Source organism: Sphingomonas sp., from assembly GCF_024508665.1.
Lineage (GTDB): Bacteria > Pseudomonadota > Alphaproteobacteria > Sphingomonadales > Sphingomonadaceae > Sphingomonas.
The window spans coordinates 320457-342081 of the sequence record NZ_JANINP010000002.1; the positions used below are offsets into that span (position 1 = coordinate 320457).

Sequence of the window (21625 nt, forward strand, 5' to 3'; positions counted from 1 at the left end):
GCCGGCGATGCGTCTCGCACCGCTCGGCGCGGTGACGCTGGGCGGGCTGCTCGGCGAGGCTGTCGAGGCCAATCGCACCGGCCGGCTGTCGCATTTCGTCACCGACGAACACAGTCCGGCGATCGCCCTGTTCGCGCCCGAGATCGTGGCGAATGACGAGGAAGGCGATTGGTATGGCGAACATGCCGGCAAATGGCTGGTCGCCGCGACCCGCGCGGCCGTACGCGCCGGTGACCAAGCGCTGCTGGCGCGCGTGGTACGCGTCGCCGATTATCTGATCGCGCAACAGGATGCCGACGGCTATCTCGGCAATTACGCGCCGTCGCGCCGTTTCATGGTGAAGCAGCCGCCCAAGCCGGTGACCTGGGACGGCGCGCCGGCGCTGCGCACCTGGGACATCTGGACGCATTCCTATCTGATCCTGGGGCTGCTCGAATTGTGGAAAGCGGTCGGCGAGGATCGCTACCTGACAGCGGCGCGAAAGATCGGCGACCTCTGCTGGCGGACGTTGGACGAGGAAGGGATCGCGATCACCGATCTCGGCAATCATTTTGGCCTGTCGGCGACCGTTTTGATCGATCCGGCGGCCGAACTCTATTTTGCGACCGGCGAGCAGCATTATCTCGACCTTGCCCGGCTGGTGCTCGACCAGGCCGAGCGCGAACCGCGCAATCGGTTGCTGAGCATGGCACTGGCCGGCGCCGACCCGTCTGAGATCGCCACCGGCAAGGCCTATCAATTGCTGTGGAACCTGGTCGGCCTCGCCAAGCTCCATCGCGCGACCGGCGAGGAGCGCTATCTCACTGCCGTCCGCAATATCTGGCAGGCGGTGCGCGCCCACCACCTGACGCTGGGCGGCGGGCCATGGGGCGGCGTCGCGCACCGATCGCGCGAAGTGTTCAACCCCGCCGGCGTGTTCAGCCCGGAAGCCTATGTCGAGACCTGCTCGACCATGGCCTGGATCCAGCTCAACCGCGAATTGCTGGCGATCCTGGGTGACGCCGAATTCGCGCAGGAGATCGAACGCAGCGCCTATAACGACCTGCTCGGCGCGCAAGCGCCCGACGGCGAGGATTGGTGCTATTATTCCTTCCCCAACGGGCGTCGGACGCACACGACCTATTGGCGCTGCTGCAAGTCGAGCGGGGCGATGGCGCTCGAGGAACTGTCCGCGATTGCCTATGGCGTGACCGCGGATGGCGCGGTGGCGATCAACCTGCTGGGCCCATCCGACGCCGAGATCGTCCTGCCGGCCGTCGGCGCGGTGCGCCTCCGCCAGCGGGCCGCCTATCCGTTCGAAGGGCCGATCACGATCGAGGTCGCGCCCGCCGCGCCCGCCCGGTTCGCGGTCGATGTCCGCATTCCCGATTGGGCCGAGCACGCGGCGCTGCGCGTCGGCGAAGAGAAATTCGCGGCGACCGCCGGGAAATATGCCCGGATCGAGCGGGAATGGGCGCCCGGTGAGGTCATCACGCTCGATCTGCCGATGCCGGTCGCGGTGCATCGCGCGGTCCAGCGCAACGTGCAGGAATCGCTCGCGCCGGGCAACGTGCCGGTGGCGCAGGAAGTCATGCGGTACGACTTCATCGCGGTGACGCGCGGCCCGCTCGCTTATGCGACGGGGCTGGTCGATGGCTTCAAGCGCGGCGAAACGGTGCGGTTCGCGCGCGAGCCGGTCGCGGTCGCGGATGGCGAGACGATCCGGCTGGAGCCCGAAGGTCGCGCGCCGATCGTGTTCGAGCCCTGGTACCGAGCAGGCGGGCGGCAAGACGGTATCTGGCGGCTGACCTGGCTCGGACTGGCCGAGGCGGACGTGTGATCGCGGGCGCATTCTCCTCCCCGACCCGGCGCGCGATGATCGCCGGCGGCGCGGCCTTGGTTGCGGCCGGCCCCGTGCGCGCGGCCGGCGATCCGGTGGTGACCTGCCGCGCCGGACGCTTCGTCGGCCAGCATCAGGCCGGCATCGCCGCGTTTCGCGGTATCCGTTACGGCCGGGCGGAGCGCTTCCGGGCGCCCGCTGCGGCGCCGGTGATGCCAGATGCAGTCCGCGCGATCGAGCCGGGCCCCGCCTGCCCGCAGCGTGGCAAACGCCGTCCTCAGGCGGAGGATTGCCTGTTCCTCAACATCTGGACGCCCGCCGCCGGTTCCGGCGCGCGGCTGCCGGTGATGGTCTGGATCCATGGCGGCGGTTACGCTTTTGGCAGCGCCAACGACCCGATCACCGACGGCCATGGACTCGCCGCTTCGGGCGATGTCGTTGTGGTATCCGTCAACCACCGACTCAATGGGCTCGGCTATCTCTATCTCGCGCGGCTCGACTCCGGCTTCCCCGACAGCGGCAATGCCGGTCAGCTCGACCTCCTGCTCGCGCTCAATTGGGTGCGCGACAATATCGCCGCCTTCGGGGGCGATCCGGCGCGCGTCACCCTGATCGGGCAGTCGGGCGGCGGCGGCAAGATCGCCACCCTGATGGCGATGCCCGCGGCACGCGGGCTGTTCCGCCGCGCGATCACGATGAGCGGACACCAAGTGACGGTGTCGGGCCCGGTCCACGCGACGCGTCGCGCCCGCGCCTATCTGGCGCGATTGGGCATCAGGGAGACGGAGATCCGGCGCCTGCTCGATCAGCCGGTCGAGAAGCTGATCGAGGCGCTCGACGCCGACGATCCGGTCGAGCGCAGCGCGATCTATTTCGGGCCCGTCCTCGACGGACGATCATTGGCGCGCCATCCTTATTGGCCTGATGCGCATCGCGATGGCCTCGGCGTCGATCTGATGCTCGGCGGCACGCGTGACGAAACTCGCGGTTTTTCCGATCCCTCCTCGCCCGAGATGCGCGGCCTGAGCTGGGATGCCCTGCCCGACCGGATTGCCGCAGAACTGCCGGTGGACCTGCTGCCCGAAGCTGTGGTCCGCGCCTATCGCGCACATATGCCGGCAGCTTCCCCGGCCGACATCTTCTACGCCGCGACGACCGACGGCCGCAGCTGGCGGGCGCAGATCGTCGAAGCCGAGGCACGCGCTCGCGCCGGCCGCCCGGCCTTCGTCTATCAGGTCGATTTCCAATCCCCGACCCATCCCGATCGCGGCGCGTTTCACGGCATCGATATCGGTCTGGTCTTCGGCACGTTCGACGCGCCCGATGCCTGGACCGGCACCGGTCCGCGGACGCGCGCGCTGTCGCGGTTGATGCAACGGCGTTTCGTCGCCTTCGCCCGCACCGGCCGTCCGGACCTGCCCGGATCGCCCGTCTGGCCGGCTTATGACGAACGCCGCCGGGCGACGATGATCTTCGATATCGCCAGCCGGCTCGAGAACGACCCGCGCCGCTGGCAGCGCGAATTGTTCGCCCCCGTCCCCTATACCCAGCCGGGAACCTGATCTTGAACGCCTCCCCTTCTTCTTCTCCGTCCGCGTTCGACAATCCGGCGCGCGAAGGCCCGCGCGGGCCGCTTTCGGGCATCGGCGTGCTCGACCTCAGCGCCTATATCGCCGGCCCCTATGGCTGCTCCCTGCTCGCCGATCAGGGCGCCGACGTGATCAAGATCGAACCCCCCGCCGGGGATAACCTGCGCAACTATCCGTCGACGCTCGAAGGCGAGAACCGGGCCTTTCTCGGCGTCAACCGCAGCAAGCGCGGTATCGTGCTCGACCTCAAGCAGGACGCCGACCGCGCGCGGCTGCTGGCGCTGGTCGCGCAGGCCGACGTGCTGGTCCACAATTTCCGCCCCGGAGTCACCGAACGGCTCGGGATCAGCCATTCGCAGCTCGAAGCGATCAACCCGCGGCTGATCTATTGCGCGGTCACCGGTTATGGCGAGGAAGGCCCGCTGCGCGGCAAGGCCGGCTACGACCAGGTTCTTCAGGCGATGACCGGGATGTGCGTATTGCAGGGCAAGCCGCCGGTCCCGGAGCTGACCTATGGCTCACCGGTCGACTATTATGCCGCCGCCTTGGTCGCCGCCGGCGTCTCTTCGGCGCTGTTCGAGCGCGAGCGGAGCGGGAAGGGGCAATATGTCGGCGTCTCGTTGTTGCGGAGCGCGCTGACGATGCAATCGGCACGGATGATCCAGGCCGAGGGAGAAGCGCACGATATCTCGCGCGACATGCGCTCGGGCGGGATCACCGGCCTCCACCCGACCGGCGACGGATATCTCTATCTGTCGGCCAATACCCCGCATTTCTGGAACGCCTTGTGCGAGCGGACGGGGCTCGAGGCTCTGGCCCGCGATCCCCGCTATGACAGCGTCCGCAAGCGCGCCGAACATGCCGCCGAGCTCGTCCCGCTGCTCCACACCGCACTCGCCCAGCGGAGCGCGCTCGAATGGGAAGAGGTGTTCGGCGAGGCGGTACCCTGTTCCGCCGTGCACCATATCGAGGAAATGTTCGATCATCCGCAAGTGCGCGCCGAGGCGATGGTGACGAGCATCGCGCACCCCGTGCTCGGCCGCTATCGCGGCGTGTCGCGGGCCATCAAGTTTGCGCGCACGCCCGGCCCGGAACCGTTCGCCGCGCCGATGCTCGGGCAGCATGACGACGACGTTCCGGAGGTGCTTTCAGACGACGAGCCCCCGTCCGGCATGTCCTGACCGCCGGCCCGGCAGCGCCCTCCAAAGACAGAGGAGAGGTGCAACCGCCAAGAAATCGAGTTTCCTCGCACCGACGCCTCCGTCGGAACCGCAACTGCGCCCGCTGGTTGTACGTCCCAATCAGAACAGGGAGCGCAGTGATGCTTGGAACAATCCTAATAATCGTCCTGATACTCGCCTTGATCGGCGCTCTGCCGACTTGGGGCCATAGCCGCAATTGGGGATATGCGCCGTCGGGCGGCTTGGGACTGATCGTGCTGATCCTGATCATCCTAGTGGTGCTTGGCAGGATCTGAGCGTCGCCGACGATATCAGTCAGTAGACGGCCGGTGTTATTGGAACCGGCAGATGCTCAGCCGGTTATCTTGCGACAATTGCGACGACAAGGAGAGGAACGATGGCAGACGAAGATCGAACGACTGTAATCGAGAGGGGCGGCAGCGGCGGAGCGATTGCTCTCCTCGCCGTCGTCCTGGCGGTAATCGCCGTGGTGTTGTTCTTGATGTTTGGCCAAAACATGCTCGGCAACACGAAAAAGGTCGACGCCGACATCAAGATCGATACGCCGGCGAAGCCGTAATCCGTTGAGGGGCCGGTCTTTTCAAACCGCCGGCCCCCTTTGATCGTAGGTACACCGCGCAGCGAGCACGGACCCACGCGACCTCGATCCGGACGCTTCAGCCGTCGTTTATTCAGCTCGCCGGCAAGAGATGCCCAGGTGCCGGAGCGTGTCCTGCAACTCGCCCGCCTTGTAGGGCTTGGCGATCACCGCGACACAGCGCTCCCCATCGAATAGCTGCCTCAGTTCGTCCGCACGGACGCTCGAGGCAATGACGATCGGTAAATCCGAGTAAAGCGCGCGCAGCTCGCGCAGCAAGGCGTCACCGCTATAATCGGGCAGTGCGTCGTCCAGCACGATAGCGTCATACCGTCCTTGCGCCGCTCGCACCTTGCCCAAGGCTTCGCCGCCCGTTCCGGCCTCCTCGATCCGCAGTCCGCTCGCACCCATCGCCTCGACAAGGAGCGATCTCACGGTGGATTCGCCGTCCACGATCAGGACGTTGCCGGTGCCGGTATCGATCATGTCGCGGACCTTCTGGGCCAGCGCCTCGAAGGTGAAGGGTTTTGTGATCATCTCGACCCCCGGATCGAGCCGACCGCCATGCACGATCGCGTTGCGCGTATAGCCGGAGGTGTAGAGGACCCTGAGATTCGCCTGGGCGCCGCGCGCCTGCTCGGCCAGTTCGCGGCCGCTCATGCCCGGCATCACCACATCGGTGAACAGCAGGGCGATCGGGTCGGTCTGTCGTTCGAGCAGGCGAAGCGCGGACGGGCCGTCATGCGCTTCGATCACGCGATAGCCGAGCTCGCGCAGGCAATCGACGGTATAGGCTCGCACGTCATCGTCATCTTCGACGACGAGCACGGTCTCCTGTCGCGGGCTGTGCTCGATCCCCGGCGTCGATCGCGCCGGCTCCTCGTCCTCCGTGCCGCCGCTGAGCAGACGCGGCAGATAGATCTTGACCGTCGTGCCCTCGCCTTCCTCCGAGTAGATCTTGATATGCCCGCCCGACTGTTTGACGAAGCCATAGATCATCGAAAGACCGAGCCCGGTTCCCCTGCCCACTTCCTTGGTGGTGAAGAACGGCTCGAACGCGCGCTCGATCACATGGCGCGGCATGCCGCTCCCGGTATCGGTCACCGCGATCATGACATATTGCCCGGGCGGGACTTCGGCCTGCATCGCCGCATACCCTTCGTCCAGGCGGACGTTCTCGGTTTCGATGGTCAGTTTGCCGCCCTCGGGCATCGCATCGCGGGCATTGAGCGCGAGATTGAGGATCGCGCTCTCGAGCTGGTTGGGATCGGCCTCGGTTCGCCACAGCCCCGGCGAGGTCACGATCTCCAGCCGGATCAACTCGCCGAGCGATCGCTGCAACAAATCGGACATGCCCGACACCAGCTTGTCGGGATCGACCGGCTTGGGGGCGAGGGGCTGACGGCGTGAGAAGGCGAGCAGCCGCTGCGTCAACGCCGCCGCCCGCTCGGCACCCTTCAGCGCGTTGTCGAGCGAGCGCCGGGCGCGCACGTCGCCGACATCGGCGGCATCGAGTGCCCGCTGGGCAATGCCGATATTGCCGGTGACAACGGTAAGCAGGTTATTGAAGTCATGGGCGATGCCGCCGGTCAGCTGACCCACCGCCTCCATCTTCTGTGCTTGGCGCAAGGCTTCCTCTACCTCGCTCCGCCGGGCGATTTCCGCGGCGACGCGCTCCTCCAATCCGTCGTTCAGCTCGCGCAGCCGGGCCTCGGTTTGCCGCCGTGCCGTGACGTCGAGGACGGTTCCGATGAATCGGACCGCCCGTCCATCATCGAACATCGCGCGCCCGCTCGCCGCCAGCCAGCGCTCGATGCCATCGGTAAGGCCGATGGTGCGGAACTCGATCGCGTAATTGCCGGTGCCCCCGGGGTCCAGCGCCTGCTGCACCGCCGCGTCTGCCCGGTCGCGATCTTCCGGATGGATGCCGGCAAGGAAACTGGCCTCGTAACTGACCTCGGCGTCGGGCGGCAGGCCGAAGAGTTGCTTGCACTTGGCGTCCCAGCGCAATTCGCGAGTCACCGGATCGAAGTCCCAGGTGCCGATCTCGGCGGCCTCGTTGGCCAGGCGCAGGCGGTCCTCGCTCGCGGCGAGATCGGCTTCGGCGGTGCGGCGTTGTCTAAGTTCGAGCTGGAGCGCCTGGAACAGGCGGGCATTGTCGATCGCCACCGCGGCTTCCGCGGCCAGGCCCTCGAGACCGCGTTCCGACTCCGGCGTGAAGACGCCGACCTGGTCGTGGCCGAAAAACAACCCGCCGATTACCGCGCCGTCGCGCGCGATCACCGGCACCGCGAGGTAGCTGCGAACCGGCAAATGCCCTTCCGGCATGCCTTTGCGCGGCGCGTTATGCCCGTAGCGCGGGTCTTTGGTAATGTCGTCCGAGCGAACGATCCCTTCGCCGTTGAAGGTCGGGGCGAACACCGCGGTGTTGCGCGGCATCGGGAATTTCGAAAAGGCTTCCTCGGGCGCCCCCGACAAGGTGTAGAGCATATAGCTCTCGCCGGCGTCGTTCAGCACATTGTAGAAAAAGGCGCCGAACGCCGCCTTGGTCAACTCGACCCCGGCATCGGTCACGATTTGAACCAGCTTGTGCAGATCGGTCTCGGCGGCCAGCACCGATCCGGCACGGTTCAGGATCTCGAGCGCGCGCCGTTCCTCCAGCAGGGCCTCTTCCGCCTCGCGCTGCCGCGACCGGTCGCGCAATATCTTGGTGAAACCGACGACCACGCCGTCCGCGTTGCGGATCGGAGTCATTTCTCCGGCCGCCCAGAAGCGGCCACCTCCCTTGCGCACCCGCCAGCCTTCGGCGCCGCCACCGCGGCCGGAATCCACGGCTTCTCGGCGCTCGCGCTCCACCGCCGCGGCTCCCAGGCCTTCGGGAAACAGCGCCTCGATCGTGCCGCCCAGCACTTCTTCCTCCAACCAGCCGAGGAGCTGAACGGCACCTTCGTTCCAGCTGGTGATCCGGCCTTCCACGTCGGTGGTGATGATCGCGGTGTCGACCGCACTGTCGACAATCTGCCGCCATTCCGCGGCGGTGATCGATTGGCGCCCTTGGCGACGCGCTGCGGCCATGCCTTCCCCTTTGTTTCTAAACGCCTTTTATTTTCCCAACATAAGTGAACGACCGGAAGATGACATTGGTTGCAATGGTCCGGCAGAGCGACTTCGCCACCCGATTCCGGCGCAGGCGCCGGATCGCGCGAACGATAAAGTCGTTTTGCTTGAGAACAATCCCTCGCCTGCAAGGATCGTCCCGTGACCAAGATGACCAGCGACTTCTTCGTCGACCGATTGAAAGCTTGGGGCGTCACGCGGATCTACGGCTATTCGGGCGACGGTATCAACGGCGTGCTGGGCGCGCTGCAGCGGGCCGAGAAGGCCGGCGGCATCGAGTTCATCCAGGTGCGGCACGAGGAAATGGCCGCGTTCATGGCGACCGCGCACGCCAAATTCACCGGCGAACTCGGCGTCTGCCTTTCCACCGGTGGCCCGGGGGCAACGCATCTGATCACTGGCCTGTACGACGCCAGGCTCGATCACGTGCCGGTACTGGCGATCGCCGGTCAGGCGGAAGCGACAGTGCGCGGCGCCGATTATCAGCAGGAACTCAACCTCGACCGCATGTTCGCCGACGTCGCGGACTATGTGCAGGAAGCGGGAGCGGTAGTGCAGGTGCGCCATATCACCGACCGCGCGATCCGCGTCGCTATCGCGGAAAGCGGCGTCGGAGTGATCATCCTGCCCAAGGACATCCAGGATTCGCCGTGGGAAGAGCCGCGACAAGCGCACGGCTTCACGCGATCCGGCCCGGGATACAGCAAGCCGATCACAATCCCCTATCCCGCCGACCTGCAGCGCGCCGCCGATGTGCTCAATGCCGGCAGCAAGGTCGCAATCCTGATCGGCGCCGGCGCGCGCGGCGCTGCCGACGACGTGAAGCGGGCGGCCGAGTTGCTCGGCGCCGGCGTCGCCAAGGCGTTGCTCGGCAAGGACGTGCTGCCCGATGACCTGCCCTATGTGACCGGTGCGATCGGGTTGCTCGGCACCACGCCGTCCTACGACCTGATGACGGGCTGCGACACCTTGCTGATGATCGGCACCGGCTTCCCCTGGGCCGAGTTCCTGCCCAAGGACGGCCAGGCGCGGGCCGTCCAGATCGATATCGCGCCGAAGATGCTCGGCCTGCGCTATCCGGTCGAGGTCAATTTGCACGGCGACGCAGCCGAGACGTTACGGGCACTGCTTCCCTTGCTCGATCGCAAGAGGGACCGATCGTGGCAGGACGGCATCGCCGCCCAAATGAGCGAATGGTGGGCGATCCTGGAGAAGCGCGCGTTGGCCGAGGCCGATCCGGTCAACCCGCAACGCGTCGTTTGGGAAATGTCGCCGCTGCTGCCGGCGGACGCGATCGTCACCTCGGATTCGGGGTCTTGCGCCAATTGGTACGCGCGCGACTATCGGGTGAAGGAGGGCCAGCGGGCGACATTGTCCGGCGGCCTGGCATCGATGGGCGCCGCCGTCCCCTATGCGATCGCCGCCAAATTCGCCTTTCCGCACCGCCCGGTCGTCGCTTTGGTCGGCGACGGTGCGATGCAGATGAACAACATGGCCGAGCTGATCACCATCCAGAAATATTGGCGGCGCTGGGCCGATCCGCGGCTGATCGTCTGCGTGTTCAACAATGGCGATCTCAACGAGGTGACCTGGGAGCAGCGCGTGATGGAAGGCAATCCGCGTTTCCCGGACACCCAGGATATTCCGGATGTACCCTATGCCAAATTCGCCGAGATGCTCGGTCTCAAGGGCGTCTATGTTGATCACGCCGATGCCCTTGCGGCGGCCTGGATCGACGCTCTCAGCGCTGACCGTCCGGTCGTGATCGAGGTGAAGACCGATCCCGAGGTGCCGCCGCTGCCACCTCATGTAACCCTGGCCGAAGCGAAGGCGTTCATGTCGTCGCTGGCGAAGGGCGACCGGAGCGTCGGGCGGATATTGGCGAACACCGCGCGCCAATTGTTCGGTGGCGGCAAAAGCTAGTCTAGGCGCCACCGAAACGGGCTGCCGCCGCCTCGGTATCGACTCGCCTTACGCATATGGGCGCGACATGGTCCTTCGCCGCGCGGCACGATCCGCCTCCTCGACGAGCTGATCGTAAGACGCAGCCATGGCTTCCAGCGTCCAGCGGATTTCGCTGTCCGCCGCGCGTTGCGCCAAGGTTCGCAATTCGTTGGCGCGGCGGGCAAAACGGTCCCGCTCCCGGGGATCAGCCATTCGCCGGCTCGCGGACGATCTCGTCGGGCTGGCGCCGCGCCAGAACCGCTTCCGCTTGCTTCAGGCGATCGACCAGGCGCCGATACTGGGGCCCGTCCTCCAGGCCGGCCAGTTCCTTGCGGTATCGATAGATGTCGGCTTCGATGATCCAATCGTACATGACACATCCCTGTTGTGCCGCCCGCACGACATATTGAGCGCATCAGGAACATCCGTTTCCACAACCTGCGCTAAGTCACGCGGATTTTTCTCCAATTTTTCGGCCGCTGCTGTTGCGCTGCTTCGACCGGGGAACGGCGGTTACGGCGACTTGTCTCGATCGCGGAGAGGATAACCCACTTTATTGAACGGGATTTCCCGCAAACCTACTCTCCTAGGTCCGGAGCGGGGTCGCAAGCTTTGGAGAAGAAACATGCCGGTCAGGGACGAAAGCGCGAACCGGATCTATTATGAGCAGCGCGCTCGCGAGGAACGGCAGCGGGCGGTGGTCTGCGAGGACAACAGCGCCGCGCTCGCCCATCTGCGGATGGCCGAAGAATATGACCGGCGGGCTCTGACGATCGAGCTGGCGCGCACATCCGTGTGCAATGCTTAGCGCCGCCCCCACCCCTGCACGACAGTTCATGTGCCGGAGATGAACCCACTGACTCTTCGGGCGTTATCCTGGTCAACTGATGGAGAGGATCATGTCCAAGCGCGAATTGGTCGATACCGGCACCGACAAGAGATACGTCCGGCGGGACGACAAGGGCCAGTTCAAGGAATCGGACGATGTCGGCCGGTCGCTTGCCCAAGATGTCCGGCAACATGCGAAGACCAAGGTGAAGTCCGGCGAAGGCGATCGCGGGGATCGGTGACGCCGATCCCCTGCCCTCCACCGCTCGATCGATAACGGATGCCGGCCAGCCCGTCGCTGATCCCGCTGGTAGAACCGATGGAGGCTCGCCTTGCCGAGGATCTCCCGGTCGGCGACGCCTGGCAATATGAACCCAAATGGGATGGGTTCCGGTGCCTTGCTTATATCCGGCAAGGAGAAGTGCAGCTGTTCTCCAAATCCGGAAAAGGGCTGGATCGATATTTCCCCGAAATCGCCGACATTCTGGCTCAGTCCACGACTGCGACCTGCGTGCTCGACGGCGAGTTGACCATCCGGATCGACAACCGCCTTTCCTTCGGCGCGCTGCAGGCGCGCTTGCATCCGGCCGCGAGCCGGATCCAGCGCCTGTCGAACGAGACGCCGGCACGCTATGCGGTGTTCGACTGTCTCCAGGACGGCGCCCGCAATCTCCTCGACGCGCCGCTCAAGCAGCGGCGCGCGGCGCTTCCCGACCTCGTTTCGGGCTTTGGCCACGCGTCGATATTTCTCTCGGACGCGACGCAGGATGTCGATCGTGCTCGCCGCTGGCTCGACGAGAGCGGCGGCGATACCGACGGTGTGGTCGCGAAAGACCTTAACGCCCCCTATCAGCCCGGCGAGCGGGCGATGGTCAAGGTCAAGCGCCAGCGCAGCGCCGACTGCGTGGTCGGCGGCTTCCGCTATGCCGCCAACGAGCCGATCGTGGGGTCTTTGCTGCTTGGCCTGTACGACGATGCCGGCAAGCTCCACCATGTCGGATACACGTCCGCGCTGAGCGCCGCCGAGCGCCGCGCGCTCACGCCACGGCTCGAAAAGATGATCGCCAAGCCCGGCTTCACCGGTCGCTCACCGGGCGGCCCCAGCCGCTGGTCGACCGACCGATCCGGCGACTGGCAACCGCTGAAGCCCGAACTCGTCGTCGAGGTCCAGTTCGATCATGTCACCGACGAGCGTTTCCGCCACGGCACGCGCTTCCTGCGCTGGCGCCCCGACAAGGCGCCGCGACAATGCCGGATGGAACAGCTCGCGATGTGACCCGGCCGGCCGGAGCCAGTTAGGGCTTGAGATTCCTGGCCATCGTCAGATGACCGCTCACGATCGGGATCACCTCGTTGGCGAAGGCATTGAGCGGCGGCTGATCGCCTTTGACCGAATAATCCTTGAGCGTGGCAAGCGTACGCTGATGCGCGTCGCGCTGGAGGATGACATATTGCTGGTCGAAATCGGCGCCCTTTTTCGCGTGCAGTTGCTCGAGCGCTTTCAGCTGGTCGGGCGCCAGCGTCGCGTCGGGGGTGATCATCGGCGCGGCCGACCCGGCCGCCTTTTTCAGCTTTTCGGTCGACTGTTTGTGCGCATCGATCATCTTCCGGGCAAAGTCCTTGACGGCCGGCGACCGCGCGTTGGTCAAAGCGAATTTCGACGTCTCGATTTCGAACTCGTCGCTCGCCGCGATCGTGTTCGCGAAGTCCTGCGCCGAGGGCGCGATCGGCGATGCGGTATTGTGCAGTTCGCCCGCAACGTTGCCGCTCTTGACCGAGGGCGCGGTGGGCGAGTTGCCGAGGTCGGCGCTGTTAGCCCGCTGGACGTCACTATGGTCGCCGCACGCACCAAGCACGAAGATCGGCACGGCGAATAATAGACAGGTTCTGGCGTTCACGATCGCGCTCCTGTGAGCAAGGATCAGCCGTCAACCCGGCCGCCGCTCCGCCGGTTCCTCGAAAAGCCGTGCGGCTAATTCAGGTTAGTCAGATTGCTCGGTGCGCCTGCCGCTCTCGATCGTTGATGGGAAGCGAAAGGAGACGACAATGACCAACCGCGACACGGACGGGACGGAAGAGGCGATCAAGCCGACGACCGAAACCCGCGCGCCCAACCTCTCGACCGAACATCAGAAGGAAGGCGACGCTCGCCGCCCCTCGGATCAGCTCGACCGCCAGCAGGGCCCGGGCGAAGACGATGGCGGCCGCAAGACCTCGTTTACGGACAATGATTGACGCCGCGCCGACGCCTCCGTCGCTCATTGCTGTTCGGGATAATCCTCCGGCTTCACTTGCCCGACATTCGGACGGTCCTCCACCGGCTCCGGCTTGTTGGCACGGGACGGATCGTCGTCGGGTTCGTCGGCGAGGTCGGCGGTCGTCGTCTCGCCGGGATTCTGTTTGCGGATGTCGTCGCTGGGATCGGCGCCTTCATCGGCATTGGCACGGTCGGCCATCGTCTTTCTCCTAGGTAGCCGTTCGACAACCTGAACCGGTGGGCAGGCGTTCCGTGAAGTCCTTCAATCCTAATCTACTTTATCGAGAAACCCGGACGTCCACGGAAACGAACATCGCCTCGACGGTTATCCGGCACAAACAGCAGGAGACCCGAAAATGGCCGACAAGGATGATGGCCCGCACCTTTACGGGACCCCGGACCCGGACAACCCTCCGCCCGCCGCCAAGGGTGGGATGAGAGGCGAACGCTCCGCGGACCAGGACGATACAGAGACCCTGCAGCGGACATTGGACGTCGACGGCCGCGAGGTGACCGTGGAGGAAACGTCCGGCGCCGTCTTCGCAGAGCAGAACGACGATGGGCCCGAGCAAGGCAAGCGCGAAGGCCGGGCGGACTGACCATGATGCTCGATCGCACCGCGACTGGCGCGAGCCCCTATACCCTGGCTCTCCGCCAATTGCTCGCGGAGAAGCCTGAGCCGGTCGCCGCCTTCACGACGGCCGATCTCGAAGTCGAGCTGATCTGCGGACCGGATTCCCTTTGGGCGATCGTGCGGCGCGAAGGCCGCGGCGGTCTTGCCATCCGTTGCGCCTATCTTGCCGGGCCGTTCGAATGCCGCCCCGCGCGCCACCAGGCCGGCGAGCGCGTCCGGTTGAAGGTCAAGAGTGCGATGGGCGAGCATGTCGTCGCGCTCACCATGGCCGAAGCCCAACCCGAAGTGTTGCGCGTGTCGGTATGGCTGACCCCGGCACGGCCGCTGCTCGTGCCGTTCCTGCCGCGCGACCTCTATCCGCTCGACCATCTCGACGATCCGACCGGCGCGCGCGGCCATGTCGAAGCGGCCCAGCGCGGATTGAACAGTGGCGTGCTGTTCTTCCGGCTGGCCGAGCCCGATTTCGGCACGGTGCTGTATTTCCAGAACCTGACCGCGCTCAACGATTACTATCTGGCGACCGATACCAAGCCCGATGGCGCGGTCGGCGGCGAGTGGCCCGAACTCGGCTATCTGCCCCCCACCCCGCCGCAAAGCGCGACGCCGCCGGTAGAGACGCTGGAAGCGGACAAGGAAATCATGCTGTCCGACGCGCTGATCGCCATTCGCCAACTCGATGACGGCAGCGAGGAAGAAGGCGCGCTGCAATTCCTCCGCATGCTGGGCGTCGTGTACACGGCGCTCGATCGCCCGGAGACGGAATTTCGCGACTGGGTCGCGCGGTCCGACCGCACGCTCGAGGACCTGGCGACGGCGCCGGAAGCGACCGTGCGGCATTACGGCAACCTCTATGCGCACCCCTATACGGCGAGCGAATATCCCGATTCCATGGTGCAGATGTCGCTGCTCTCCGCGATCCACGACTGGGGGCGCTGGAACGGCGCGCCGCACCCGCTGGAAAAGGAATTCCGGCGCGGCCTGAGCAAGTTCCACGACCGCGAGCTGGGGACGATCCGCCGCTATCTGCCAAATGTCGGCAAGGAAAAGGACAAGGACGCGGTCGACAGCTGGTATCTCTACCACCCCCTGCTCAATCTCGCGAAGCTCGCGCTGGACGGAGATTGGCGTGCGAAAGCACTCTTCCTCAAGGTGATCGATTTCGGCATCCGCGTCGCCCACCATTTCGACTATAAATGGCCGATCCAGTTCAACGTCCGCGACTTCTCGGTGCTGACCGCGACCGCCAATGACGATCGCGGCCAGACCGATGTCGGCGGCATCTATGCCTATGTCATGCTGCAGGCGCATGCGCTGACCGACGATGCCCGCTTTCTCCGCGAGGCGCGCGCCGCGATCGACACCGCCAAGGGCATGCGGTTCAACCTCAATTACCAGGCGAACCTGACCGCATGGGGAGCCGCGGCCTGTATGCGGCTGTGGCGCATCACCACGGACGACAGCTATCGCGAGCAGAGTTACGTCTATCTCGCGAGCTTCTTCCACAATTGCGAGATCTGGGAATCGCGCATCGCCGCGGCGCGCCATTACAAGAACTTTCTAGGCGCGACGTGCCTGCAGGATGCGCCCTATATGGCGATCTACGAATGTTTCGACAGCTTCGCGGCGTTCGAGCGCTATCTCGAAGATAGCGGCTCCGACCTCGATCCGGGGGTGCGGATGCTGGTGTCCGAATATTGCAAATACGCGCTCGATCGCGCCTGGTATTATTATCCCGACGCGCTGCCGGAGGATGTCCTGGCGGAAAAGCAGCGCAACGGCCATATCGCCCGCAATCTGTCGTTCCCGCTCGAGGATCTCTATGCAGACGGCCAGAAGGCCGGACAGGTCGGACAGGAAATCTATGGCGCCGGCGCGGCGATGATATTCGCCACGCGCAGCTTTCACGATATCGAGGACGTGCCGTTCCGCCTCTATTGCAACCAGTTCCTGCGCTCGGCCGAGCGAACCGGTCCCAAGGCGCTGAACGTCCAGTTCGATGGCGGCGAGAATTGTACCGCCGACCTCTGCTTGCTGCCGCGAAATGGAGCTGCGTTACCGCAGGCAAAGGTCACGCTCGAAGGCGGTGCGCTCGATCGGCAATCGTCGAGCGACGACCGCTTTACCTATCGCGTGCCGGCCAATGCTCGAATTGCCATCACCTGGGACAGCGACTGACACAGCGATCGCGAGCGCCGGGTCTGCGATATGGCTGGCCGCGATGGATTGCCGCGCCTGCCTCGCGCCGAGGGATGATACTGATCCAGGTTACACAACGAATTGATTTCGCACGCTAAACGATCGGAACAATCGTTTTTCCGGATCGCTTCGCTCTCATCAACAGGAGAGCGAAATGTCCGATGCCATTGCGGACGACGCGCCGCTGACGACTTCCAAGGATCAGTCGCGCGCCGTCGATGAAGCAACCGAGGCGCTGATCGAGAATAAGGGCGACACGCTCGTCGGCCGCACCGTCACGATCAACCGGCCGGTCGGCGAGCTCTTTTCCTATTTTCGCGATTTCGCCAACCTTGCAACCTTCATGGAGAATGTCGAGCGGATCGACGTACTCGACGATCGCCGCTCGCATTGGGTGGTCAAGGCGCCGGGCGGCAAGACGGTCGAATGGACCTCGGTCGTGACCGAGGAAGCGCCCGACAGCTTCATCGCCTGGGCGTCCGAGGAAGGCGCCGAAATTCCCAATTCCGGCCGCGTGGACTTCCGCGATGCCGGCGACCGCGGCACCGTTGTCACTGCCACGATCCTCTACGATCCGCCGGCCGGCACGATCGGCAAGCTGGTCGCCAAGATCTTCCAGCGCGAACCGGCCATCCAGGCGCGGCGCGACCTCCGCCGCTTCAAGCAACTGATGGAAACGGGCGAGATCGCCACCGGCGCACGCAACCGCCGCCTCCAGGAAGAAGGAGAGAACTGATGCGCGCACTGGCCTGGCATGGGAAGCACGATGTCCGCGTCGACACGGTCGACGATCCCGAAATCCTCAATCCGCGCGACGCGATCATCAAGGTGACCGCGACCGCGATCTGCGGGTCCGACCTCCACCTTTACGACGGCTACATTCCGACCATGCAGTCGGGCGACATCCTCGGCCACGAATTCATGGGCGAAGTGGTCGAGACCGGTCCGAAATCGACGCTGAAGAAAGGCGATCGCGTGGTGGTGCCGTTCACCATCGCCTGCGGCGCCTGCTACCATTGCTCGAAGCACCAATATTCCGCCTGCGACAACGGCCTGCCCGCCGACAATCAGGACATCGCCCAGGAGCTCTACGGCCAGCCGATGAGCGGGCTGTTCGGCTACAGCCACATGACCGGCGGCTATTCCGGCGGCCAGGCCGAATATGTCCGCATTCCGTTCAGCGACGTCGGCCCGATCGTCATCCCCGACGGCATCGAGGACGAGAAGGTCCTTTTCCTGTCCGACATCCTGCCGACCGGCTGGATGGCGGCGGAGAATGCCGAGATCGAACCCGGAGACACGGTCGCGGTCTGGGGCTGCGGCCCGGTCGGCCTGTTCGCGGTGCAATCGGCGTTCCTGATGGGCGCCGAACGCGTCATCGCGATCGACCATTTCCCGCACCGGCTGGAGCTCGCCAAGAAGTTCGGCGCCGAGACGATCAATTTCGAGCAATCGAAGACCTACGAAGCGCTGATGGAGATGACCGGCGGAATCGGGCCGGACGCCTGTATCGACGCCGTCGGGCTCGAAGCGCATGGCTTCTTCGCCGACAATGTCATCGACCAGATCAAGGCATCGACCTTTCTCGGCACCGATCGGGCGCATTCGATCCGCCAGGCGATCATCGCCTGCCGCAAGGGCGGACGAGTCTCGATGCCCGCGGTCTATGGCGGGTTCATCGACAAATTCCCGCTCGGCGCGTTCATGGAAAAGGGCCTGACGCTCAAGACCGGCCAGACGCACGTCCAGCATTATATGCCCGGCCTGCTCCAGGCGATCCTGGACGGCAAGATCGACACCACGTTCCTGATCTCGCACCGCATGGCGCTCGAGGACGCGCCCAAGGGCTACAAGATGTTCCACGACCAGCAGAACGAAGTGACCAAGATCGTGCTCAAGCCCGATCTGGCCGCCGCTGCCTGACCCCCCAATCGGAGAGACGATATGGCCAAATTCGCGATCATCACGGGAGCCTCGACCGGAATCGGGCGAGAGCTCGCCAAATTGGCGGCGGAGGACGGGTATGACATGTTGCTGGTCGCCGACACGCCGTTCGTCGACCCGTCCGCCGGGCTGCCCGGCAATGTCGAAACATTGGAAACCGATCTGTCGACGTTCGAGGGTGTCGACCGCCTGCTCGACGCGGCGGCCGGACGCGAGATCGACCTGCTCTGCGCCAATGCCGGACATGGCCTGGGCGGCGGGTTCCTCGACCAGGAGGTCGCCGAGTGGCGGCACGTGATCGACACCAACGTCACCGGCACCGTCTATCTGTTGCAGAAGGTGCTGAAGCGGATGTCCGCCCGCGGCGAGGGCAAGGTACTCGTCACCGGGTCGATCGCCGGCTGGATGCCCGGCAGTTTTCAGGCAGTCTATAACGGCACCAAGGCGTTCATCGACAATTTCACCGCGGCGATCCGCAACGAGCTCAAAGAGCAGAAGAACATCACCATCACCACGCTGGAGCCCGGGCCGGTCGAGACCGAATTCTTCCACCGCGCCGGGATGGACGACACCAGCGTCGGCCAGTCCGACAGCAAGTCCGATCCCGCCGACGTCGCCAAACATGGCTGGGACGCGGTGATGGCCGGCAAGGCGACGATCATCTCGGGCCTGATGAACAAGCTCCAGGTCGCCGCGGCCGGGGTGCTGCCGCAATCGATCCCCGCCGAGATCCATCGCGGCATGGCCGAGCCCGGCTCGGGCAGGAAGGAGTAAGACAGAGATGAGCGACATGACCGACACGCTGATCGATCCGCAGGACAAATATCACAGCGAAGGATTCCCCGAACAGAAGCAGGACTGGCCGGGGCTCCAGCGGGACATGGACCCCGTGCCCGATTGCGGCGAACGGACGTATCGCGGCACGGGGCGGCTCAAGGGACGCCATGCGCTGGTCACCGGTGGCGATTCCGGCATCGGCCGCGCCGCCGCCATCGCCTTCGCGCGTGAGGGCGCCAGGGTCGCGATCAACTATCATCCCAGCGAACAGCCCGACGCCGAGGATCTGAAGGCAGTGCTTGCCGAAGACGGCACCGAGCTCGTCCTCCTGCCTGGCGACCTGACCGACGAGAGCTTCTGCCTCAAGCTGGTCGACGACGCCCGGGAGCAGCTGGGCGGGCTCGACTTGCTGGTGATCAATGCGGGGTACCAGCAGGCGCAGAAGTCGATTGCCGACATCACGCACGAGCAGTTCGACCGCACGATGAAGACCAACATCTACGCGATGTTCTGGATGTCGAAACGTGCGGCGGAATTCATGCCGCCGGGGTCGGCGATCATCAACACCGCCAGCGTGAACAGCTTCAACCCGGTCGAGGACCTGCTCGATTACGCCACCACCAAGGGCGCGATCGAGATCTTCACCAAGGGCCTCGCCAAGCAGCTCGCCTCGAAGGGCATCCGCGTCAACGCGGTGGCGCCGGGACCGGTGTGGACGCCGCTGCAGATTTCAGGCGGGCAGCTGGAAGGCAAGATCCAGAAGTTCGGCCAGGACACGCCGCTCGGCCGCGCGGGCCAGCCGGCCGAACTCGCCGGTCTCTACGTGACGCTCGCCGAACAGACCAACAGCTTCACCAGCGGCAGCGTATTCGGCGCCAATGGCGGCACCGGGGTGAGTTGAGCGGCGAACGAAAGGAGAAGGATCATGCCTCGCGGAGACAAATCCAGCTATACCGACAAGCAGAAGCGCAAGGCCGAGCATATCGAGGAAGGCTATGAGGATCGCGGCGTCGGCAAGGAAGAAGCCGAACGCCGCGCCTGGGCGACGGTCAACAAGGAATCGGGCGGTGGCAAGAAGTCCGGATCCGGCCGCGGCAAGAAGGAAAACCACGAAAGCTCGCGCAAAGGCGGCCGCAAAGGCGGATCGAGCCAGACCCACGCCCAGCGCTCGGCCGCGGCGAAGAAGGGCTGGGAAACCCGCCGGCGCCAGGGGAACGGTTAGCTGAGAATCCCACCAAGCCGTTGTTCTTGAAGTGGTTCATTTCCAAAACTCGTCATCCCCGCGAAAGCGGGGACCCATCGCCAGCGCGTACCGCCAAAACTGCCCGGCGCGACGGCGAGGGGGTCCGAGATGGGTCCCCGCTTGCGCGGGGATGACGGTAGGGAACATGGCCCCCAACTGGCGATGTTCCGGTTTCGCTCGGACCAGCACTAGCGATGCAAAAGCGCTGGCGGAACGCCCGCTCCGCCAGCCGTCGCAGCAAGTTTCAGGCCGTCTCTAGCTCCGCGTTCGAATTGACCTTGGTCTCGGCCATGGTCGTAAGCTTCTCGTCGGTCGCCTTTTCCTCGGCCAGCGTCTCGGCGAGCACGGCCGCGCAGTCCGACCGGCCGAGTTGCTTGGCCCAGGCGATCAACGTGCCGTAGCGCGTGATCTCATAATGTTCGACTGCCTGCGCCGCGGCGATCAGTGCGGCGTCGAGCACGTTCTTGTCGTCGACGTCGCCAGCGATCTCATTGGCTTCCTTGATGATGCCGTCGATGGCCGGGCAATCGACCTGCTTCGGCTCCTGCCCGTGCATCTGGAAGACGCGTTCGAGCCGCTTGATCTGCCCTTCGGTCTCGCGAAGATGCGTTTCGAAGCCCTGTTTCAACTGCGGGTCGGTCGCCTTTTCGATCATCTTGGGCAGCGCCTTGGTGATCTGGTTCTCGGCATAGTAAATGTCCTGGAGCGCGTGGACGAACAGATCGTCGAACGTTTTGATGTCCTTGGAAAACAAGCCCATCTTGGCCTCCTCGATAGCTGGTAAAGGAGCGCCCACCCCGCATTGGCCCAACGAGGAACGCGCCGCGAAGTTGCCGGAAATATCGAGGCTTTGACATAGGTTAGTCCTTTTCCGCCATGGCTGCGGAAACCCGACCGCCCCGTGGTTTGTTGCCATTGCACAACGATCGGGACGAGCCGCCAGAGCGGTCGCCCAAGCAAGGAGGATGGCGCGGCGCGATGAGCGAATTGCTGGATGTCCTACCCGACCGGATCGAACAGGCCGCGCGTGCGCTGTTGAAAAAGGCCTGCGACCGCGATCTGGCGATCGTCACCGCCGAAAGTTGCACGGGCGGCCTGCTCGCCTCCCTGCTGACCGATGTCGAAGGCGCGAGCCGCGCGTTCGAGCGCGGCTTCGTCGTCTATACCGATGAAGCCAAATGCGAGCTGCTGGCGATCGACCGCGATACCGTCGAACGCTGCGGCGCGGTCAGCCGCGAGACCGCGATTGCCATGGTGCGTGGCGCGCTCGAACGTTCGCATGGCGATATCGCGGTGTCGATCACCGGTTTCGCGGGCCCCGGCGGCCCGGACGACGAGCCTGGCCTGGTCCATTTCGGCTGCTTGCGGCGCGGCGGCGACGTCGTGCATCGCGAAGAGCATTTCGGCGATATCGGCCGCGGGCCGGTCCGGCTGAAATGCCTCGACGTCGCGATCGAGATGCTCGACCAGAATCTCGCTAACCTACGTTAAACTCGGC

At 65.0% G+C, this 21625-nt stretch carries 24 protein-coding genes; 18 read left to right on the forward strand and 6 right to left on the reverse strand.

The features are described 5' to 3' along the window. Positions 1-7: 7 nt before the first annotated feature. The 5 genes from Q0L25_RS04235 (at position 8) to Q0L25_RS04255 (ending at position 5169) form a co-directional block, all read left to right on the forward strand. Complete coding sequence (locus Q0L25_RS04235; protein WP_296611850.1) at positions 8-1819, forward strand: beta-L-arabinofuranosidase domain-containing protein; 1812 nt, start codon at positions 8-10, stop codon at positions 1817-1819. A 35-nt stretch (positions 1820-1854) separates the two neighbouring features. Then, positions 1855-3381 (forward strand): carboxylesterase/lipase family protein, encoded by a 1527-nt coding sequence (locus tag Q0L25_RS04240; protein ID WP_296612221.1) that lies wholly within the window; start codon positions 1855-1857, stop codon positions 3379-3381. A 2-nt stretch (positions 3382-3383) separates the two neighbouring features. Then, on the forward strand, positions 3384-4589 hold the full coding sequence (locus Q0L25_RS04245) for a CoA transferase (protein ID WP_296611852.1): 1206 nt from the start codon (positions 3384-3386) through the stop codon (positions 4587-4589). 140 nt (positions 4590-4729) lie between these two features. Then, on the forward strand, positions 4730-4885 hold the full coding sequence (locus Q0L25_RS04250; protein WP_084251184.1) for a DUF3309 family protein: 156 nt from the start codon (positions 4730-4732) through the stop codon (positions 4883-4885). Positions 4886-4986: 101 nt separating this feature from the next. Next, positions 4987-5169 carry a hypothetical protein gene (locus tag Q0L25_RS04255; protein WP_066590396.1) on the forward strand — a complete coding sequence of 61 codons (183 nt, stop codon included), beginning with the start codon at positions 4987-4989 and terminating at the stop codon, positions 5167-5169. 108 nt (positions 5170-5277) lie between these two features. On the opposite strand, the gene Q0L25_RS04260 is transcribed toward Q0L25_RS04255, so the two are convergent. Then, complete coding sequence (locus tag Q0L25_RS04260) at positions 5278-8262, reverse strand: response regulator (protein ID WP_296611856.1); 2985 nt, start codon at positions 8260-8262, stop codon at positions 5278-5280. A gap of 192 nt (positions 8263-8454) precedes the next feature. Here Q0L25_RS04260 and Q0L25_RS04265 point away from each other — a divergent pair, with 192 nt between their 5' ends. Continuing rightward, positions 8455-10227 carry a thiamine pyrophosphate-requiring protein gene (locus tag Q0L25_RS04265; RefSeq protein WP_296612222.1) on the forward strand — a complete coding sequence of 591 codons (1773 nt, stop codon included), beginning with the start codon at positions 8455-8457 and terminating at the stop codon, positions 10225-10227. A 48-nt stretch (positions 10228-10275) separates the two neighbouring features. Here the strand turns inward: Q0L25_RS04265 and Q0L25_RS04270 are convergent, their stop codons facing one another. Continuing rightward, positions 10276-10461 carry a hypothetical protein gene (locus Q0L25_RS04270; protein ID WP_296611858.1) on the reverse strand — a complete coding sequence of 62 codons (186 nt, stop codon included), beginning with the start codon at positions 10459-10461 and terminating at the stop codon, positions 10276-10278. Then, positions 10454-10621 (reverse strand): hypothetical protein, encoded by a 168-nt coding sequence (locus Q0L25_RS04275; protein WP_296611861.1) that lies wholly within the window; start codon positions 10619-10621, stop codon positions 10454-10456. The genes Q0L25_RS04270 and Q0L25_RS04275 overlap by 8 nt, the downstream gene beginning before the upstream one ends. Positions 10622-10873: 252 nt before the next feature. Between Q0L25_RS04275 and Q0L25_RS04280 the strand changes: the two genes are divergently transcribed. The 3 genes from Q0L25_RS04280 to Q0L25_RS04290 all read left to right on the forward strand — a co-directional run bounded on the left by Q0L25_RS04280 (position 10874) and on the right by Q0L25_RS04290 (position 12352). Next, positions 10874-11056, forward strand: coding sequence for a hypothetical protein (locus Q0L25_RS04280; protein ID WP_296611863.1), 183 nt, complete (start codon positions 10874-10876; stop codon positions 11054-11056). Between the two features lie 91 nt (positions 11057-11147). Further along, positions 11148-11318 (forward strand): hypothetical protein, encoded by a 171-nt coding sequence (locus Q0L25_RS04285; RefSeq protein WP_296611865.1) that lies wholly within the window; start codon positions 11148-11150, stop codon positions 11316-11318. A gap of 38 nt (positions 11319-11356) precedes the next feature. After that, positions 11357-12352, forward strand: coding sequence for an ATP-dependent DNA ligase (locus tag Q0L25_RS04290; RefSeq protein ID WP_296611867.1), 996 nt, complete (start codon positions 11357-11359; stop codon positions 12350-12352). Between the two features lie 19 nt (positions 12353-12371). Here the strand turns inward: Q0L25_RS04290 and Q0L25_RS04295 are convergent, their stop codons facing one another. Then, positions 12372-12974 (reverse strand): DUF4142 domain-containing protein, encoded by a 603-nt coding sequence (locus tag Q0L25_RS04295; protein WP_296611868.1) that lies wholly within the window; start codon positions 12972-12974, stop codon positions 12372-12374. A 148-nt stretch (positions 12975-13122) separates the two neighbouring features. Between Q0L25_RS04295 and Q0L25_RS04300 the strand changes: the two genes are divergently transcribed. Then, positions 13123-13311 (forward strand): hypothetical protein, encoded by a 189-nt coding sequence (locus tag Q0L25_RS04300; protein WP_296611870.1) that lies wholly within the window; start codon positions 13123-13125, stop codon positions 13309-13311. Positions 13312-13334: 23 nt separating this feature from the next. On the opposite strand, the gene Q0L25_RS04305 is transcribed toward Q0L25_RS04300, so the two are convergent. Next, entirely contained in the window at positions 13335-13532 is a 198-nt protein-coding gene (locus Q0L25_RS04305) for a hypothetical protein (RefSeq protein WP_296611872.1), read from the reverse strand. Positions 13533-13689: 157 nt separating this feature from the next. Between Q0L25_RS04305 and Q0L25_RS04310 the strand changes: the two genes are divergently transcribed. The 7 genes from Q0L25_RS04310 (at position 13690) to Q0L25_RS04340 (ending at position 20106) form a co-directional block, all read left to right on the forward strand. Then, on the forward strand, positions 13690-13932 hold the full coding sequence (locus tag Q0L25_RS04310) for a hypothetical protein (protein ID WP_296611873.1): 243 nt from the start codon (positions 13690-13692) through the stop codon (positions 13930-13932). A 2-nt stretch (positions 13933-13934) separates the two neighbouring features. Then, positions 13935-16142, forward strand: a complete 2208-nt coding sequence (locus Q0L25_RS04315) for a hypothetical protein (RefSeq protein ID WP_296611876.1) — start codon at positions 13935-13937, stop codon at positions 16140-16142. 175 nt (positions 16143-16317) lie between these two features. Continuing rightward, positions 16318-16899: an SRPBCC family protein gene (locus Q0L25_RS04320; RefSeq protein ID WP_296611878.1), complete on the forward strand. Its 582-nt coding sequence runs from the start codon at positions 16318-16320 to the stop codon at positions 16897-16899. Continuing rightward, the gene (locus Q0L25_RS04325) at positions 16899-18086 is read left to right on the forward strand and encodes a zinc-dependent alcohol dehydrogenase (RefSeq protein ID WP_296611879.1); all 1188 of its coding nucleotides are present in this window, start codon (positions 16899-16901) and stop codon (positions 18084-18086) included. Before Q0L25_RS04320 ends, Q0L25_RS04325 begins: the two co-directional genes overlap by 1 nt. Before the next feature lie 21 nt (positions 18087-18107). Continuing rightward, positions 18108-18881: an SDR family oxidoreductase gene (locus Q0L25_RS04330; protein WP_296611882.1), complete on the forward strand. Its 774-nt coding sequence runs from the start codon at positions 18108-18110 to the stop codon at positions 18879-18881. A 16-nt stretch (positions 18882-18897) separates the two neighbouring features. Beyond that, complete coding sequence (locus Q0L25_RS04335) at positions 18898-19785, forward strand: SDR family oxidoreductase (protein WP_296612224.1); 888 nt, start codon at positions 18898-18900, stop codon at positions 19783-19785. 24 nt (positions 19786-19809) lie between these two features. Next, a complete protein-coding gene (locus Q0L25_RS04340; protein WP_066590401.1) occupies positions 19810-20106 on the forward strand; it encodes a plasmid stabilization protein in 297 nt (98 codons plus the stop codon). A gap of 265 nt (positions 20107-20371) precedes the next feature. Here the strand turns inward: Q0L25_RS04340 and Q0L25_RS04345 are convergent, their stop codons facing one another. Continuing rightward, positions 20372-20887, reverse strand: a complete 516-nt coding sequence (locus Q0L25_RS04345; protein ID WP_296611885.1) for a ferritin-like domain-containing protein — start codon at positions 20885-20887, stop codon at positions 20372-20374. A gap of 218 nt (positions 20888-21105) precedes the next feature. Between Q0L25_RS04345 and Q0L25_RS04350 the strand changes: the two genes are divergently transcribed. Beyond that, a complete protein-coding gene (locus tag Q0L25_RS04350; protein ID WP_296611887.1) occupies positions 21106-21618 on the forward strand; it encodes a CinA family protein in 513 nt (170 codons plus the stop codon). The last annotated feature ends 7 nt before the right edge of the window (positions 21619-21625 follow it).

Bases quoted from the DNA above. Each gene is read 5' to 3' on its own strand.
- Q0L25_RS04235 (WP_296611850.1), top strand. From the start codon at position 8: ATGCGTCTCGCACCGCTCGGCGCGGTGACGCTGGGCGGGCTGCTCGGC.
- Q0L25_RS04240 (WP_296612221.1), top strand. From the start codon at position 1,855: ATGATCGCCGGCGGCGCGGCCTTGGTTGCGGCCGGCCCCGTGCGCGCG.
- Q0L25_RS04250 (WP_084251184.1), top strand. From the start codon at position 4,730: ATGCTTGGAACAATCCTAATAATCGTCCTGATACTCGCCTTGATCGGC.
- Q0L25_RS04255 (WP_066590396.1), top strand. From the start codon at position 4,987: ATGGCAGACGAAGATCGAACGACTGTAATCGAGAGGGGCGGCAGCGGC.
- Q0L25_RS04260 (WP_296611856.1), bottom strand. From the start codon at position 8,262: ATGGCCGCAGCGCGTCGCCAAGGGCGCCAATCGATCACCGCCGCGGAA.
- Q0L25_RS04265 (WP_296612222.1), top strand. From the start codon at position 8,455: ATGACCAGCGACTTCTTCGTCGACCGATTGAAAGCTTGGGGCGTCACG.
- Q0L25_RS04270 (WP_296611858.1), bottom strand. From the start codon at position 10,461: ATGGCTGATCCCCGGGAGCGGGACCGTTTTGCCCGCCGCGCCAACGAA.
- Q0L25_RS04275 (WP_296611861.1), bottom strand. From the start codon at position 10,621: ATGTACGATTGGATCATCGAAGCCGACATCTATCGATACCGCAAGGAA.
- Q0L25_RS04280 (WP_296611863.1), top strand. From the start codon at position 10,874: ATGCCGGTCAGGGACGAAAGCGCGAACCGGATCTATTATGAGCAGCGC.
- Q0L25_RS04285 (WP_296611865.1), top strand. From the start codon at position 11,148: ATGTCCAAGCGCGAATTGGTCGATACCGGCACCGACAAGAGATACGTC.
- Q0L25_RS04290 (WP_296611867.1), top strand. From the start codon at position 11,357: ATGCCGGCCAGCCCGTCGCTGATCCCGCTGGTAGAACCGATGGAGGCT.
- Q0L25_RS04300 (WP_296611870.1), top strand. From the start codon at position 13,123: ATGACCAACCGCGACACGGACGGGACGGAAGAGGCGATCAAGCCGACG.
- Q0L25_RS04305 (WP_296611872.1), bottom strand. From the start codon at position 13,532: ATGGCCGACCGTGCCAATGCCGATGAAGGCGCCGATCCCAGCGACGAC.
- Q0L25_RS04310 (WP_296611873.1), top strand. From the start codon at position 13,690: ATGGCCGACAAGGATGATGGCCCGCACCTTTACGGGACCCCGGACCCG.
- Q0L25_RS04315 (WP_296611876.1), top strand. From the start codon at position 13,935: ATGATGCTCGATCGCACCGCGACTGGCGCGAGCCCCTATACCCTGGCT.
- Q0L25_RS04320 (WP_296611878.1), top strand. From the start codon at position 16,318: ATGTCCGATGCCATTGCGGACGACGCGCCGCTGACGACTTCCAAGGAT.
- Q0L25_RS04325 (WP_296611879.1), top strand. From the start codon at position 16,899: ATGCGCGCACTGGCCTGGCATGGGAAGCACGATGTCCGCGTCGACACG.
- Q0L25_RS04330 (WP_296611882.1), top strand. From the start codon at position 18,108: ATGGCCAAATTCGCGATCATCACGGGAGCCTCGACCGGAATCGGGCGA.
- Q0L25_RS04335 (WP_296612224.1), top strand. From the start codon at position 18,898: ATGACCGACACGCTGATCGATCCGCAGGACAAATATCACAGCGAAGGA.
- Q0L25_RS04340 (WP_066590401.1), top strand. From the start codon at position 19,810: ATGCCTCGCGGAGACAAATCCAGCTATACCGACAAGCAGAAGCGCAAG.
- Q0L25_RS04345 (WP_296611885.1), bottom strand. From the start codon at position 20,887: ATGGGCTTGTTTTCCAAGGACATCAAAACGTTCGACGATCTGTTCGTC.
- Q0L25_RS04350 (WP_296611887.1), top strand. From the start codon at position 21,106: ATGAGCGAATTGCTGGATGTCCTACCCGACCGGATCGAACAGGCCGCG.